The sequence below is a fragment of the Streptomyces sp. SAI-135 genome, from assembly GCF_029893805.1.
Lineage (GTDB): Bacteria > Actinomycetota > Actinomycetes > Streptomycetales > Streptomycetaceae > Streptomyces.
The window spans coordinates 7539670-7554780 of record NZ_JARXYP010000002.1; the positions used below are offsets into that span (position 1 = coordinate 7539670).

A 15111-nucleotide genomic window follows, 5' to 3' on the forward strand; every position below is an offset into this window, starting at 1 on the left:
TCAGTGCACTTCCTTCAGTTCACGGTAGGCGGCCACGAGGGCGGTGGTGGACGGGTCGAGACCGGGGACCTCGGCACCCTCGGTCAGGGCGGGTTCGACGCGCTTGGCGAGGACCTTGCCGAGCTCGACGCCCCACTGGTCGAAGGAGTCGATGTTCCAGACCGCGCCCTGCACGAACACCTTGTGCTCGTAGAGGGCGATCAGCTGGCCGAGGACCGAGGGGGTCAGCGCGCGGGCCAGGATGGTCGTGGTCGGGTGGTTGCCCCGGAAGGTGCGGTGGGCCACCTGCTCCTCGGCCACGCCCTCCGCGCGCACCTCCTCGGCGGTCTTGCCGAAGGCGAGTGCCTGCCCCTGCGCGAACAGGTTGGCCATCAACAGGTCGTGCTGCGCCTTGAGTTCGTCGCTCAGCTCGTCGACCGGGCGGGCGAAGCCGATCAGGTCGGCCGGGATGAGCTTGGTGCCCTGGTGGATCAACTGGTAGTAGGCGTGCTGCCCGTTGGTGCCGGGGGTGCCCCACACGACCGGGCCGGTCTGCCACTCCACCGGGTTGCCGTCGCGCTGCACCGACTTGCCGTTGGACTCCATGTCCAGCTGCTGGAGGTAAGCGGTGAACTTCGACAGGTAGTGCGAGTAGGGCAGCACCGCGTGCGACTGGGCGTCGTGGAAGTTGCCGTACCAGATGCCCAGCAGGCCCAGGATCAGCGGGGCGTTGGCCTCGGCGGGCGCGTTCTGGAAGTGCTCGTCGACGATCCGGAAGCCGTCGAGCATCTCGCGGAAGCGGTCCGGGCCGATGGCGATCATCAGGGAGAGACCGATCGCCGAGTCGTAGGAGTAGCGGCCGCCGACCCAGTCCCAGAACTCGAACATGTTGTCCGGGTCGATGCCGAAGTCGGTGACCTTCTCGGCGTTGGTCGACAGGGCGACGAAGTGCTTCGCGACGGCCTTGTCGTCCCGCAGACCGGCCGGGCCCTCCAGCAGCCAGGTGCGGGCCGAGGTGGCGTTGGTGATCGTCTCGATCGTGGTGAACGTCTTGGACGCCACGATGAACAGAGTCTCCGCCGGGTCCAGGTCCCGCACCGCCTCGTGGAGGTCGGCGCCGTCCACGTTGGAGACGAAACGGAAGGTCAACTCCCGCGCCGTGTAGGCCCGCAGGGCCTCGTAGGCCATCGCGGGGCCGAGGTCGGAGCCGCCGATGCCGATGTTGACGACGTTCCTGATGCGCTTGCCGGTGTGGCCGGTCCACTCGCCGGAGCGGACCCGGTTCGCGAAGTCGCTCATCCTGTCGAGCACGGCGTGCACCTGCGGCACGACGTTCTCGCCGTCGACCTCGACCACCGCGCCCGCGAGGGCGCGCAGCGCGGTGTGCAGCACGGCCCGGCCCTCGGTCGTATTGATCCTCTCACCGCGGAACATGGCGTCGCGCAGCCCGAACACGTCGGTGGCGGCGGCCAGTTCCTGGAGCAGGGCCAGGGTCTCGTCGGTGATCAGGTGCTTGGAGTAGTCGATGCGCAGATCACCCACGCGCACCACGTACCGCTCCGCGCGCCCGGGGTCGTCGGCGAACAGCTCGCGCAGATGCGCGTGCTGCTCGGCGCGGTGGTCCTCCAGGGCCGTCCACTCGGGGCGGCGCGTCAGAAGAGGGGAGTCAGACATGAGCAGGGGTCTCCTTGCCGGCCTCGCCCCGCAGGGCGACGGCGTACATCTCGTCGGCGTCGAGGCGGCGAAGCTCCTCGGCGATGAGTTCGGAGGTGGTACGGACCTTCAGCGCGAGGGTGCGGGAGGGCTGGCCCGGCAGGGACAGCGTGGCCAGCGGGCCCTCGGGGCGGTCGATGACGATCTCGCCGTTCGCGGTGCCCAGCCGGACGGCCGTGACGACCGGACCGGCGGTGACCACGCGGTCGATCCTCACCTTCAGCCGCGCCTCCAGCCAGCGCGCGAGCAGTTCGGCGGCCGGGTTCTCGGCCTCGGCCTCCACGGCCCCGGAGATGATCTCCGCGCGGGCCTGGTCGAGGGCGGCCGCCAGCATCGAGCGCCACGGCGTCAGCCGGGTCCAGGCGAGGTCGGTGTCGCCCGGAGCGTAGGAGCGGACCCGGGCGGCGAGGACGTCGAGGGGGTTCGCCACGGCGTACAGGTCGGTGATCCGGCGCTGGGCCAGCGCGCCCAGCGGGTCCTTGGCGGGGTTCTCCGGCGCGTCCACCGGCCACCACACCACGACCGGGGCGTCGGGCAGCAGCAGCGGCAGGACGACGGAGTCGGCGTGGTCGGAGACCTCGCCGTAGGTCCGCAGGATGACCGTCTCGCCGGTGCCGGCGTCGGCACCCACCCGGACCTCGGCGTCGAGGTGCGAGTTGGTGCGGTCGCGCGGGGTGCGGGCCTGCCGCTTGATGACGACCAGGGTCCGCGAGGGGTGCTCGTGCGAGGCCTCCTCGGCCGCCTTGATCGCGTCGTAGGCGTTCTCCTCGTCCGTGACGATCACCATCGTCAGGACCATGCCCACGGCCGGTGTGCCGATGGCGCGGCGACCCTGCACCAGCGCCTTGTTGATCTTGCTTGCCGTGGTGTCGGTCAGGTCGATCTTCATGGCCTGCGCCAGCTCCGTCCGTCTCGTGCGAGCATCTCGTCGGCTTCCTCGGGTCCCCAGGTCCCCGACGCGTACTGCGCCGGACGGCCGTGGTTCGCCCAGTGCTCCTCGATCGGGTCGAGGATCTTCCAGGACTCTTCCACCTCCTGGTGACGCGGGAACAGGTTGGCGTCCCCGAGGAGGACGTCCAGGATGAGCCGCTCGTACGCCTCCGGACTGGACTCGGTGAACGACTCGCCGTAGGCGAAGTCCATCGTCACGTCCCGGATCTCCATCGAGGTGCCCGGCACCTTCGACCCGAAGCGGACGGTCATGCCCTCGTCCGGCTGGACACGGATGACGATGGCGTTGGAGCCGAGCTCCTCGGTGGCCGTGGAGTCGAAGGGCGAGTGCGGGGCCGTCTGGAAGACGACCGCGATCTCGGTGACCCGGCGGCCGAGCCGCTTGCCGGTGCGCAGGTAGAAGGGGACGCCCGCCCAGCGGCGGTTGTCGACGTTCAGCCTGATGGCGGCGTACGTGTCGGTGGTGGAGGCGCCGTCGATGCCCTCCTCCTCCAGGTAGCCGAGCACCTTCTCGCCGCCCTGCCAGGCGCCCGCGTACTGCCCGCGCACGGTGTGCCTGCCGAGGTCCTCCGGCAGCTTCACGGCCCTGAGGACCTTCAGCTTCTCGGTGAGCAGCGACTCCGCGTCGAAGGCGGCCGGCTCCTCCATGGCGGTGAGCGCCATGAGCTGGAGCAGGTGGTTCTGGATGACGTCACGGGCGGCGCCGATGCCGTCGTAGTACCCGGCCCGGCCGCCGATGCCGATGTCCTCGGCCATCGTGATCTGCACGTGGTCGACGAACGAACGGTTCCAGATGGGCTCGTACATCTGGTTGGCGAAGCGCAGCGCCAGGATGTTCTGGACGGTCTCCTTGCCCAGGTAGTGGTCGATGCGGAACACCTGGTCCGGCTCGAACACGTCGTGGACGAGGGCGTTGAGCTCGCGGGCGGTCTTCAGGTCGCGGCCGAACGGCTTCTCGATGACCGCCCGCCGCCAGGACCCCTCGGGGGCGTTCGCCAGCCCGTGCTTCTTGAGCTGCTGGACGACCTTGGGGAAGAACTTCGGCGGTACGGACAGGTAGAAGGCGTAGTTGCCGCTGGTGCCGCGGGCCTTGTCCAGCTCGTCGACGGTCTGGCGCAGCTGCTTGAACGCCGTGTCGTCGTCGAAGTCGCCCGGGATGAACCGCATCCCCTCGGCGAGCTGCTGCCAGACCTCCTCACGGAACTCGGTGCGCGCGTGCTCGCGCACGGAGTCGTGCACGATCTGCGCGAAGTCCTCGTCCTCCCAGTCCCGGCGGGCGAACCCGACGAGCGAGAAGCCCGGCGGGAGCATGCCGCGGTTGGCGAGGTCGTAGACGGCCGGCATCAGCTTCTTGCGGGACAGGTCGCCGGTGACACCGAAGATGACGAGCCCGGAGGGCCCGGCGATCCGGGGCAGACGCCGGTCGCGCTCGTCGCGCAGGGGGTTCTCCCAGTCGGCGGTGATGGTCATTCCGCGTCCACTCCCTTGCTGTTCAGCGACTTGGTGACGGCGTCCAGCAGGTCCTGCCAGGCCGCCTCGAACTTGGCGACGCCCTCGTCCTCCAGCTGCTGCACGACCTCGTCGTACGAGATGCCCAGCGCCTCCACGGCGGCCAGGTCGGCGCGGGCCTGCGCGTAGCCGCCGGTCACCGTGTCGCCGGTGATCGCGCCGTGGTCGGCGGTGGCGTCCAGCGTGGCCTCGGGCATGGTGTTGACCGTGCCGGGCGCGACCAGCTCGTCCACGTAGAGGGTGTCCTTGTAGGACGGGTCCTTCACGCCGGTCGAGGCCCACAGCGGGCGCTGCTTGTTGGCGCGGGCGCCACCGAGGGCGGTCCAGCGGGCCGAGGCGAAGACCTCCTCGTAGGCCTGGTAGGCGAGCCGCGCGTTGGCGAGTGCGGCCTTCCCCTTGAGCGCGAGGGCCGCGTCGGTGCCCAGGACCGTCAGCCGCTTGTCGATCTCGGAGTCGACCCGGGAGACGAAGAAGGAGGCGACGGAGTGGATCGCGGAGAGGTCGAGCCCGTTCTTCGCGGCCTTCTCCAGACCGGCGAGGTAGGCGTCCATGACCTCGCGGTAGCGCTCCAGCGAGAAGATCAGCGTGACGTTGACGCTGATCCCGAGGCCGATGACCTCGGTGATCGCGGGGAGCCCGGCCTTCGTCGCCGGGATCTTGATCATGACGTTCGGGCGGTCCACCAGCCAGGCGAGCTGCTTGGCCTCGGCGATCGTGGCCGCCGTGTCGTGGGCGAGGCGCGGGTCGACCTCGATGGAGACCCGGCCGTCCCGACCGCCGGTCGAGTCGTACACCGGGCGCAGCACGTCGGCGGCGGCGCGGACGTCGGCCGTGGTCATCATCCGGACGGCCTCGTCGACCGTCACGCCCCGGGTGGCGAGGTCGCCCAGCTGCTCCTCGTAACCCGCTCCCGAGCCGATGGCGGCCTGGAAGATGGACGGGTTGGTGGTGACGCCGACGACGTGCTTCGTCGCGACGAGCCGGGCGAGGTTCCCCGACTCGATCCGCCCCCGGGACAGGTCGTCCAACCAGATGGAAACGCCCTCGTCGGTCAGGCGCTTGAGTGCTCCCGCGGTCGCGGTCGCTTCGGTCACAGTGATCATCTTCTTTCTGGCGGTCGGATCAACCACGCGCGGCGGCCAGTGATTCCCTGGCTGCTGCGGCGACGTTCTCGGGGGTGAACCCGAACTCGGCGAACAGGGTCTTCGCGTCGGCGGAGGCGCCGAAGTGTTCGAGGGAGACGATGCGTCCTGCGTCACCTGTGAAGCGGTACCACGTGAGACCGATGCCGGCCTCGACGGCGACGCGGGCTCGCACGGACGGCGGAAGGACGCTGTCCCGGTACTCCCGCGGCTGCTCCTCGAACCACTCCACGGACGGCATCGACACCACCCGGGTGCCGATCCCCTCCGCCTCCAGCTGCTCCCGCGCGGCGACGGCGAGCTGGACCTCGGAGCCGGTGGCGATGACGACGACGTCCGGGGTCCCGGTGGAGGAGTCCCGGAGCACGTACCCGCCCTTGGCCGCGTCCGGGTTCGGGGCGTACGTCGGGACCCCCTGGCGGGTGAGCGCGAGGCCGTGCGGGGCCGGGTCGGTGGCATGCCGCTTCAGGATCTCGGCCCAGGCGATCGCGGTCTCGTTGGCGTCGGCCGGACGGACGACGTTCAGGCCCGGGATGGCGCGCAGCGAGGCCAGGTGCTCGACCGGCTGGTGGGTCGGGCCGTCCTCGCCGAGACCGATGGAGTCGTGCGTCCAGACGTAGGTGACGGGCAGCTGCATCAGCGCGGACAGGCGCACCGCGTTGCGCATGTAGTCGGAGAACACCAGGAAGGTGCCGCCGTAGATCCGCGTGTTGCCGTGCAGGGCGATGCCGTTCATCTCGGCGGCCATCGAGTGCTCGCGGATGCCGAAGTGGACGGTACGGCCGTACGGGTCGGCCTCGGGCAGCGCGTTGCCCCTCGGCAGGAAGGAGCTGGTCTTGTCGATGGTGGTGTTGTTCGAGCCGGCGAGGTCGGCCGAGCCGCCCCACAGCTCGGGGAGCACCGGGCCCAGCGCCTGGAGCACCTTGCCGGAGGCGGCCCGGGTGGCGACGGACTTGCCCTCCTCGAACACGGGGATCGCGGACTCCCAGCCCTCGGGGAGCCGGCCGGCGACGATGCGGTCGAAGAGCTCGGCCCGCTCGGGCTGCTCGCCCCGCCACACGGAGATCTGCTTGTCCCAGGACGCGTGCGCCTCGGCACCCCGGTCCAGGGCCTGCCGGGTGTGGGCGAGGACCTCGTCGTCGACCTGGAAACTGCGCTCCGGGTCGAAGCCGAGGACGCGCTTGGTGGCGGCGACCTCGTCGGCGCCGAGCGCGGAGCCGTGGGCGGCCTCGGTGTTCTGCGCGTTCGGGGCGGGCCAGGCGATGATCGTGCGCATCGCGATGATCGAGGGGCGGCCGGTCTCGGCCTGCGCCGCCCTCAGGGCCGCGTACAGGGCGTGGACGTCGACGTCGCCGTCGGCGCCGGGCTCGATGCGCTGGGTGTGCCAGCCGTAGGCCTCGTAGCGCTTGAGCACGTCCTCGGAGAACGCGGTGGCGGTGTCGCCCTCGATGGAGATGTGGTTGTCGTCGTAGAGGAAGACCAGGTTGCCGAGCTTCTGGTGGCCGGCGAGCGAGGAGGCCTCCGCGGAGATGCCCTCCTCCAGGTCGCCGTCGGAGACGATCGCCCAGACGGTGTGGTCGAAGGGCGACTCGCCCTCGGGGGCCTCGGGGTCGAAGAGGCCGCGCTCGTAGCGGGCGGCCATCGCCATGCCGACGGCGTTGGCGACACCCTGGCCGAGCGGGCCGGTGGTGGTCTCGACGCCGGCGGTGTGCCCGTACTCGGGGTGGCCGGGCGTCTTGGAGCCGTGGGTGCGGAAGGCCTTGAGGTCGTCCAGCTCCAGCTCGTACCCGGAGAGGTACAGCTGGGTGTAGAGCGTCAGCGAGGTGTGCCCGGGGGAGAGGACGAAGCGGTCACGGCCGGTCCACTCGGGATCGGCCGGGTCGTGACGCATCACCTTCTGAAAGAGCGTGTACGCCGCCGGGGCCAGGGCCATCGCGGTGCCCGGGTGTCCGTTGCCGACCTGCTGCACGGCATCCGCCGCCAACAGGCGGGCGGTGTCGACGGCACGCCGGTCGAGTTCGGTCCATTCGAAGGTGTCCGGTGTCTGCGTGCTCATCTTCAAGAAATCCTCGATCGGAGCGGGATAGCTGGTCTGACGTGTTCAAACTTAAAAGTATGACTTTTACGGGGGAAGGTCGCGGTGTGCCAGCCTGTGGTGAAAGTGGGACACGGAACGCTCCAGGCAGGCGGCACGAGCAGGACATGGCGGACAGAACACCCCAAGGCTCCATCCAAGGTGGAGACCGTGACGGCACGGTGGACGGGATCAGAACGTTCCCCTTCCCCAGCGAGCTGAGTGTGTGCGGAGTGGGCATGCAGATCGGCCCGATGGGAGCCGACCGCACCTGGCACGCGGATGCCCCGCTGGAGCGCGTGCACCGCATCGACTTCCATGTCGTGATGCTCTTCGACTCCGGACCCGTCCGCCACATGATCGACTTCGCCGAGTACGAGGCGACCGCGGGCGACCTGCTGTGGATCCGCCCCGGCCAGGTCCACCGCTTCTCACCGACGAGCGAGTACCGCGGAACCGTCCTGACCATGCAACCCGGCTTCCTGCCGCGGGCCACGGTGGAGGCGACCGGGCTCTACCGCTACGACCTCCCGCCGCTGCTACGGCCCTCCGACGCCCAGTTGGCGGGCCTGAAGGCCTCGCTGACCCTGCTGCAACGGGAGTACGAGGACACCTCGACCCTTCCGCTGAGCCTGCACACCTCGGTCCTGCGGCACTCGCTGACGGCGTTCCTGCTGCGGCTCGCCCACCTCGCGGCGATGTCGGCGGAGCACGGGCGGCGGACCGAGTCGACGTTCACCCTGTTCCGGGACGCCGTGGAGAAGGGCTTCGCCACGAACCACAGCGTCAGCGCGTACGCCGACGCACTGGGCTACTCCCGCCGTACCCTGGTGCGCGCGGTGCGCGCCGCCACGGGGGAGACGCCCAAGGGGTTCATCGACAAACGGGTCGTGCTGGAGGCCAAGCGCCTGCTGGCCCACACCGACATGCCGATCGGGCGGGTGGGAGCGGCGGTGGGTTTCCCCGACGCGGCGAACTTCTCCAAGTTCTTCCACCAGCACACCGACATGACGCCGGCCGCCTTCCGGACGGAACTTCGACAGGAGTGACGCGATGGCACGACTGCGGGACATCGTCTTCGACTGCGCCCACCCCGCCGCGACGGCCCGGTTCTGGGCGGCCGCGACGGACGGGTACGCCGTCGCCCCGTACGACGACGAGGAGTTGGCCCGTCTCGAGGCCCTCGGGATCACGGACGTCGAGGACGACCCGACCGTGCTCGTCGAGTCCTCGCAGGGCGGGCCCCGGATGTGGTTCCAGCGGGTGCCGGAGGGCAGGAGCGGCAAGAACCGGGTTCATCTGGACCTGTCCGCCCCGGACATGGAGGCGGAGGCCGAGCGGCTCGTCGGGCTCGGTGCGACGGTCCGGGACCGGTTCGCGGACCACCTGGTCCTGGCCGATCCCGAGGGGAACGAGTTCTGCGTCGCAGGCCAGGACGGTTGACGTCCCGCCAAACTGGCTGCTCCTAGGCTTACTTGACCCCTCTTGCTGTTCACGTGACACGGAGCTGCCCCGCGGGACCGCTCGGCGGCCTCGTGGGGCAGCTCAACGGGGCGGTCAGTGACCGAAGTTGAACCAGTTCACGTTCACGAAGTCGGCCGGCTGGCCGCTGGTGAAGGTCAGGTAGACGTCGTGGGTGCCGGTGACGGCGCTGATGTTCGCCGGGACCGTTCTCCAGGACTGCCAGCCACCGGTGTTGGCGAGGGCGAAGCTGCCGATCGGTGTGGCGGTACGGCTGTCCAGGCGCACCTCGACCAGACCGCTGACCCCGCCCGCCGCGCCGCTCGCCACCCGGGCGACGAACTGCCTGGCGGCCGTGGAGCCAAAGTTGACGTTCTGGTAGAGCGCCCAGTCGCCGTTGGCGAGGGAGGCGATGTTCTGGCCGCCGCCGGTGTCGGTCGTGGTCTCGGTGCCGACACCGCTCTGGCTGGTGAAGGACTCCGCCTGGATGGTGCCGTAGGCGTCGACACCGCCCGTGGGCGGCGGTGTGGTACCGCTCCCACCCGCCGACAGCACCTGGACGTAGTCCACGACCATGGGCACGCCGGACTGGGTGCCGGAGTCGAGGCCGCCGCCGAACGCGTCCGGGAAGGCGCCGCCCATCGCCACGTTGAGGATGATGAAGAAGCCGTGGTTGGTGGCGTTGGCCCAGGTCGTCGCGTCCATCTGGCCGGCGTTGACCGAGTGGAACTGGGTGCCGTCGACGAAGAAGCGGATCGTCTCGGGGCTCACCGAGCGGTCCCACTCCATGGTGTAGGTGTGGAACGCCGACTGGCAGGTCGAGCCCGGACAGGCGACGTTGTTGCCGATGCCGCTCGTCTCGTTGCACGGGCCGCCGGGGTTGGTGCCGCAGTGCATGGTGGCCCAGACGCGGTTCATGCCCTGGACGTTCTCCATGATGTCCAGCTCGCCGACGCTCGGCCAGTTCTGGTAGTTGCCGCGGTAGGGCGCGCCGAGCATCCAGAACGCGGGCCAGTAGCCCTCGGCCGCGGTGCCGGTGACGTTGGGCATCTGGATGCGGGCCTCGACGCGCAGCTTGCCGCCGGACGGGGGCTGGAAGTCGGTGCGGTTGGTCTCGATGCGGCCCGAGGTCCAGTTGCCGGACGCGTCCCGGAGCGGGGTGATGCGCAGGTTGCCGTTGCCGTCGAGGGCGACGTTGCTCGTGCTGTTGGTCATCCTCTCGACCTCGCCGGTGCCCCAGTTGGCGGGGCCGCCCGGGTAGGAGGTCCCGGTCGCGTACTGCCAGTTGGAGGTGGAGACGCCGGTTCCGGCGGAGCCGTTGAAGTCGTCCAGGAAGACCTGCGACCAGCCCGAGGGAGGCGTGGGGGCGGAGGCGTCGGCGGGCAGGGTGGCGGCCGTCGCGAGGGCGGCCGCGAGGCCGAGGGTGCTCAGTACGGCGAGCAGGGCCCGTCGCCGTCTGGGGATGCCGGAGGTTTCGCTCATGGGGGTGCCTCTCGGGTACGGGGTGGGGGTGCGGATGCGCTTCGAGCGCACTCTGAGAGCGCTCTCAAAGTGCGCCCAATGTGCTCTCGGCCACTCCGGTCGTCAAGAGGTGAAACAGTGAAAGTCGCTGCGCCGCAGGTGAGTTCAGCGCGTGAAGGCGCCCCGGGTCCCGCGTCGAGCAGGAATCGACGACGGTGACCGGTGCCCGGCCGTTCCGCTCCAGCCCGGCCGGTGAGCGCCGGCAGCCAGGTCCGGGGGCGCCTGCGGGGCCCCGACGGAGTGCGGGCTCACGCCTTCGCCGCGAGCCCCCGCCACGCCTCCCAGGTGTCCAGGCGTTGCCGGTAGGCCGCCTCGACGACGGGATAGGGGTACGTGCCGAGGAAGAGCCGCAGGGGCGGTTCGTCGGTGTCGACCAGTTCGAGGACCACCTCGGCGGTGGCCGCGGGATCCTGCGGTGCGCGGGCCGCGGCCCCGGCCCGGCGAGCCGCGCGGACGGGGGCGTAGGCGTCGAGGGGTTCGGTGTGCACCGCGGAGGAGCCGGACCAGTCGGTGCCGTAGGGGCCGGGTTCGACGATCGTGACGCGGATGCCGAGCGGACCGACCTCCTGGGCGAGCGCCTCGCTCATGCCCTCCAGAGCCCACTTGGAGGCGTTGTAGAGGCCCAGGGAAGGGAAGGCGGCCAGGCCGCCGAGGCTGGACACCTGGAGGATGTGCCCGGCGCCCTGGGCGCGCAGCACCGGCAGGGCCGCCTGCGTCACCCACAGCGGGCCGAGCACATTGGTGTCCAACTGGGCGCGGGCCTGTTCCTCGGTGGTCTCCTCGACCATGCCGAACAGGCCGTAGCCCGCGTTGTTGACGACCACGTCCAGGCGCCCGAAGGTGTCGGCGGCCCGTCGGACCGCGGTGAAGGCGGCCGCCCGGTCGGTGACGTCGAGGGTGAGCGGCAGGACGCTGTCGCCGTAGGTGTCGGCGAGGGGCTTCAGGGACTCGACGCGGCGGGCGGTGGCGGCCACGCGGTCGCCCCGGGACAGTGCGGCCTCGGCCCAGATCCGGCCGAAGCCGCGGGACGCTCCGGTGATGAACCATGTCTTCTGCATGCCCTCGACCCTGCGCCTTCGGCCGGACGGCAGCCAGCACCCCCGGAGGGTTACCCTTCCGCAATGGCGGCCGACAACACGCTCGGAGAGTTCCTGAAGGCCCGGCGGGGCCGGGTCCCGCCCTCGCGGGCGGGGCTGCCCGACCACGGCAGGCGCCGGGTCGCCGGGCTGCGCCGCGACGAGCTGGCCCGGCTGGCCGGCATCAGCGAGCCCTATCTGACCCGTCTCGAACAGGGCGTCGACCAGCATCCGTCGCCGCAGGTGCTGCGGGCGCTCTCCCGGGCGCTGGAACTGGACGACGACGCCCGTGCGCACCTGTTCGCGCTCGCCGCACCCGAGCCCGGCCCCGTACGCCCCACGCGGACCGAAGTCGCCCCGGACGTGCACCGGTTGCTCGACGCCTGGGCGGGTACCCCGGCGTATGTGCGCGACCGGCTCTTCGACGTGCTGGCCGCCAACAAGTGGGCCCGCGCGCTCGCCCCCCTGTACGAGCCGGGACACAACCTGGTCAGGGACATGTTCCTCGACCCGGCGGCCCGCCGGCTGTTCCCCGACTGGCCCGAGATCGCCGCGCAGACCGCCGCGGCCCTGCGCGCCGAGGTCGATCCGCGAGATCCCCGGGTCGGGCGGCTCGTCGCCGAGCTGGAGGCGGACGAGGACTTCGGCCGCCTGTGGGCCCGGCACGACGCACGGCCCGCCCGTGACGAGCTCAAACGCTTCGCGCACCCGGTCGTCGGCGAGCTGGCCCTGCGGCGGCAGGCGCTCACCGTCGGGGGCGCCGAGCAGCAGGTGATCATCGTCTACCAGGCGGTGCCGGGAAGCCCCTCCGAGGCCGCCCTCGCCAGGCTCCTGTGACGGTCAGAGCGCGCCGCCGGCCTTCCAGTCCGCCCACGACAGGTTCCGGCTGTTGAGGCCGTTCGACGCCTCCACGGTCCGCTCCCCGGAGTTCTTCACGATCACGACGTCGCCGAGCAGGGAGCTCTCGTAGAACCTGTAGCCGTCCACGGAGCTGTCGTCCGCGCCCTTGGCGTGGCGCAGGCCGACACAGCCGGAGCGTCTGTGCCCTGCGGGGTGGTTTCGGTGTCTGCGGGGCTTGGGGGGCGGGGCGGGGTATGGCCGCCGGCTGCCAGGAGCGGTTGTCCGTGGTTCCCGGGCGCTGTTGTCCGTCGCGGTCAGGCGCTCGTCGTCAGGGGCCCGCTCGGCGGTGGTCGCGTCTCGCGGCCCGGACCGGTCGTGCGGGGTGGTTTCGGTGTCTGTGGGGCTCGGGGCGGGGTAGGGGCGCCGGCTGCCGGGAGGCGGCTCCCGTGGCTCCCGGGCGCCCGCCTCCGTTGCCGTCAGGCGCTCGTCGTCAGGGGCCCGCTCGGCGGTGGTCGCTTGTCGCGGCCCGGACCGGTCGTGCGGGGTGGTTTCGGTGTCTGTGGGGGTTCGGGGCGGGGTAGGGGCGCCGGCAGGCGGCGTCCGTGGCTCCCGGGCGCCGCCTCCGTTGCCGTCAGGCGTTCGCCGATGCCGACCGTTCCGGCGTCGCCGCCTCGCGCAGGCCGAATCGGTCGTGGACCGTGCGCAGTGGCTTCGGTGCCCACCAGGCGCGGCGGCCGAGGAGGGCCATGGTCGCCGGGACCAGCAGCATCCGTACGACCGTCGCGTCGATCAGGACGGCCAGGGTCAGGCCGAGACCGATCTGGAGGATGGGGGAGAACCCGCCGGTCATGAAGGCGCCGAACACGACCGCGAGGAGCAGCGCGGCACAGGTGACGACCCGCCCGGACCGGCGCAGCCCCGTCACGACGGACTCCTGGTCGTCGCCGGTCCGCTGCCGGGCCTCCCGCATCCGGGCCAGGATGAACAGCTCGTAGTCCATGGCGAGCCCGAAGGCGATCGACACGATCAGCGGCGGGGCGGTCAGGCTCAGCGCGCCCAGCCCCTCGCCGCCCAGCAGCCCGGCCCCGTGGCCGTCCTGGAAGACCCACACCACCACGCCGAGCGCCGCGCCCAGACTGAGCAGGGTGGTCGCGATCGTGCGCAGCGGGATCAGCACCGAGCCGGTGAAGGCGAACAGCAGCACGAAGACGGAGGCCAGGACGGTCAGCGCCGCCCAGGGCGCCCGGTCGGCGAGCATCGCGCGGAAGTCGACCAGCCGGGCCGCGACCCCGGTCACCTCGACGGGCTCGCCGCCGCGCACCTCCCTGACCCGCTCGACGAGGCCGGTGGCCGCCGCGCCGTCCACCGTGCCGGGCGGCCGCAGTTCCACGACGGTGTTGCCGCCCGGGAGGTCACGGGACTCGGCGTTCGGGACCAGGGCGCGGATCCGGTCGGCGGTCGCGGTGTCGGTGCCGGGCTCGAGGAGGACGACCACGGGGGAGACGCCGGTGCCCTTCGGGAAGTGCGCGTCCACGGTGTCGTACAGCTGCCGTGCCTCGGTGCCGGCCGGCAGCTGCCGGGCGTCGCCGATGGCGATGCGCAGGCCGGTGACGGGCAGGGCCAGGAGCAACAGGGCCGGGACCACGGTGACCAGGACGGCGATCCGGCGGCGCTGTGCGAAGCGGGCGAGGCGGGCGAAGACCCGGCCCTCCTCGTCCTCGGAACGCGCCTTCGAGGGACGGATCCGTCCGCCGAACTTCGTGAGCAGCGCGGGCAGCAGGGTGACCGCGGCCAGCATGTCGACCACCACGACGGCCGCGACGGCCAGGCCCATGCTGCGCAGGAACACGCTCGGGAAGACCAGCAGCCCGGTCAGGCTGACGGCCACGGTGAGCCCGGAGAACAGGACGGTCCGGCCGGCCGCGTCGACCGTGCGGTGCACGGCACGCACCACATCGTCGGTGTGCCGCCGTTCCTCGCGGAAGCGGACCAGCATCAACAGGGCGTAGTCGACGGCGAGTCCGAGCCCGAGCATGGTGGTGACCTGGATCGCGTACACCGAGATGTCGGTGACCTGGCCGAAGGCGAACAGCCCCAGGAAGGCGCCCGCGATCCCGCTCACCGCGATCACCAGCGGCAGCGCGGCGGCGCGCAGTCCGCCGAACACGACGAGCAGCAGGGCGAGTACGACCGGGAGGGAGATCAACTCGGCGTTCTTCACGTCCTCCTGGGCGCGTTCCCCGAGCTGCCTGCCGAGCAGCTCGCCGCCGCTGACGTGGACGTCGGGGGCGTCGATCCGCTTGATCGCCTCGACGGCCGTGTCGGTCGCCTTCTCCTCGTCCTCGTCGCTGAGCCCGCCCTCGAAGGTGACGGGGATGACGAGCGCCTGTCCGTCACGGGCGGTGAGACCGGGGGTGGTGTACGGGTCGGGCACCTCGGCCACCCCGGCGATCGCGCGGACCTCGGCGACGGTCCGCTCGACCTGGGCGCGCAGGGCCGCGTCGGAGACGGCCTCGCCCGCGACGACCGCGGTGACGGACTCGCCGGACGGGTCCACCTGCGAGAGACGGTCGTCGGCCACGTCGGACTCGGTGCCGGGCACGTCGGGCACGTCGTCGGAGAGGTCGGCGAAGACGCCGGTGCCGAGCCCGAAGCCCAGCAGCAGGAAGGCGGCCCAGAGGCCGATGACGGTCAGCGGGCGGCGGGTCGCCGCGCGGGCGAGTGTGGAGAGCACGGGGGCCTCCCGGCGGGTTGGCGGTGGTCGATGGCCCCCTCAGACTGCTGCCGCGGACGTGCGCACCGGATCGCCGGGACGGGCGGTTTCGGCGCCTCCGCCGTACGGGTG

At 71.4% G+C, this 15111-nt stretch carries 11 protein-coding genes and 1 pseudogene; 3 read left to right on the top strand and 9 right to left on the bottom strand.

Annotated features, from left to right (window positions below; all coding sequences use genetic code 11):
- From pgi to tkt, 5 genes are read right to left on the bottom strand one after another with little or no spacing between them, the layout of a single operon-like run.
- Complete coding sequence (pgi, locus tag M2163_RS38455) at positions 1–1653, bottom strand: glucose-6-phosphate isomerase (protein WP_280896301.1); 1653 nt, start codon at positions 1651–1653, stop codon at positions 1–3.
- Positions 1646–2581 carry a glucose-6-phosphate dehydrogenase assembly protein OpcA gene (gene opcA / locus M2163_RS38460; protein WP_280896302.1) on the bottom strand — a complete coding sequence of 312 codons (936 nt, stop codon included), beginning with the start codon at positions 2579–2581 and terminating at the stop codon, positions 1646–1648. The genes pgi and opcA overlap by 8 nt, the downstream gene beginning before the upstream one ends.
- Positions 2578–4113 (bottom strand): glucose-6-phosphate dehydrogenase, encoded by a 1536-nt coding sequence (gene zwf / locus M2163_RS38465; RefSeq protein ID WP_280848299.1) that lies wholly within the window; start codon positions 4111–4113, stop codon positions 2578–2580. Before zwf ends, opcA begins: the two co-directional genes overlap by 4 nt.
- Positions 4110–5255: a transaldolase gene (tal, locus tag M2163_RS38470; protein WP_280848298.1), complete on the bottom strand. Its 1146-nt coding sequence runs from the start codon at positions 5253–5255 to the stop codon at positions 4110–4112. Before tal ends, zwf begins: the two co-directional genes overlap by 4 nt.
- A 19-nt stretch (positions 5256–5274) precedes the next feature.
- Positions 5275–7350, bottom strand: a complete 2076-nt coding sequence (gene tkt / locus M2163_RS38475; protein ID WP_280848297.1) for a transketolase — start codon at positions 7348–7350, stop codon at positions 5275–5277.
- Positions 7351–7496: 146 nt separating this feature from the next.
- On the opposite strand from tkt, the gene M2163_RS38480 reads away from it, so the two are divergent.
- Both M2163_RS38480 and M2163_RS38485 read left to right on the top strand, forming a co-directional pair.
- The gene (locus M2163_RS38480; RefSeq protein WP_280848296.1) at positions 7497–8417 is read left to right on the top strand and encodes an AraC family transcriptional regulator; all 921 of its coding nucleotides are present in this window, start codon (positions 7497–7499) and stop codon (positions 8415–8417) included.
- A 4-nt stretch (positions 8418–8421) separates the two neighbouring features.
- Positions 8422–8811: a VOC family protein gene (locus M2163_RS38485; protein ID WP_280848295.1), complete on the top strand. Its 390-nt coding sequence runs from the start codon at positions 8422–8424 to the stop codon at positions 8809–8811.
- 114 nt (positions 8812–8925) lie between these two features.
- Here M2163_RS38485 and M2163_RS38490 read toward each other — a convergent pair whose 3' ends face one another.
- Positions 8926–10311 carry a glycoside hydrolase family 16 protein gene (locus M2163_RS38490; protein ID WP_280848294.1) on the bottom strand — a complete coding sequence of 462 codons (1386 nt, stop codon included), beginning with the start codon at positions 10309–10311 and terminating at the stop codon, positions 8926–8928.
- Positions 10312–10598: 287 nt separating this feature from the next.
- Positions 10599–11408: an SDR family oxidoreductase gene (locus tag M2163_RS38495; RefSeq protein WP_280848293.1), complete on the bottom strand. Its 810-nt coding sequence runs from the start codon at positions 11406–11408 to the stop codon at positions 10599–10601.
- A gap of 63 nt (positions 11409–11471) precedes the next feature.
- Here M2163_RS38495 and M2163_RS38500 point away from each other — a divergent pair, with 63 nt between their 5' ends.
- Positions 11472–12263 (top strand): helix-turn-helix transcriptional regulator, encoded by a 792-nt coding sequence (locus M2163_RS38500; RefSeq protein WP_280848292.1) that lies wholly within the window; start codon positions 11472–11474, stop codon positions 12261–12263.
- Positions 12264–12266: 3 nt separating this feature from the next.
- Here the strand turns inward: M2163_RS38500 and M2163_RS38505 are convergent.
- Both M2163_RS38505 and M2163_RS38510 read right to left on the bottom strand, forming a co-directional pair.
- Positions 12267–12458: pseudogene (locus tag M2163_RS38505) on the bottom strand (hypothetical protein); the annotation flags it as partial.
- 439 nt (positions 12459–12897) lie between these two features.
- Complete coding sequence (locus M2163_RS38510; RefSeq protein ID WP_280848291.1) at positions 12898–15000, bottom strand: MMPL family transporter; 2103 nt, start codon at positions 14998–15000, stop codon at positions 12898–12900.
- Between the last annotated feature and the right edge of the window lie 111 nt (positions 15001–15111).

Coding starts and splice junctions, on each gene's coding strand:
- pgi (WP_280896301.1), bottom strand. CDS start 1,653: ATGTCTGACTCCCCTCTTCTGACGCGCCGCCCCGAGTGGACGGCCCTG.
- opcA (WP_280896302.1), bottom strand. CDS start 2,581: ATGAAGATCGACCTGACCGACACCACGGCAAGCAAGATCAACAAGGCG.
- zwf (WP_280848299.1), bottom strand. CDS start 4,113: ATGACCATCACCGCCGACTGGGAGAACCCCCTGCGCGACGAGCGCGAC.
- tal (WP_280848298.1), bottom strand. CDS start 5,255: ATGATCACTGTGACCGAAGCGACCGCGACCGCGGGAGCACTCAAGCGC.
- tkt (WP_280848297.1), bottom strand. CDS start 7,350: ATGAGCACGCAGACACCGGACACCTTCGAATGGACCGAACTCGACCGG.
- M2163_RS38480 (WP_280848296.1), top strand. CDS start 7,497: ATGGCGGACAGAACACCCCAAGGCTCCATCCAAGGTGGAGACCGTGAC.
- M2163_RS38485 (WP_280848295.1), top strand. CDS start 8,422: ATGGCACGACTGCGGGACATCGTCTTCGACTGCGCCCACCCCGCCGCG.
- M2163_RS38490 (WP_280848294.1), bottom strand. CDS start 10,311: ATGAGCGAAACCTCCGGCATCCCCAGACGGCGACGGGCCCTGCTCGCC.
- M2163_RS38495 (WP_280848293.1), bottom strand. CDS start 11,408: ATGCAGAAGACATGGTTCATCACCGGAGCGTCCCGCGGCTTCGGCCGG.
- M2163_RS38500 (WP_280848292.1), top strand. CDS start 11,472: ATGGCGGCCGACAACACGCTCGGAGAGTTCCTGAAGGCCCGGCGGGGC.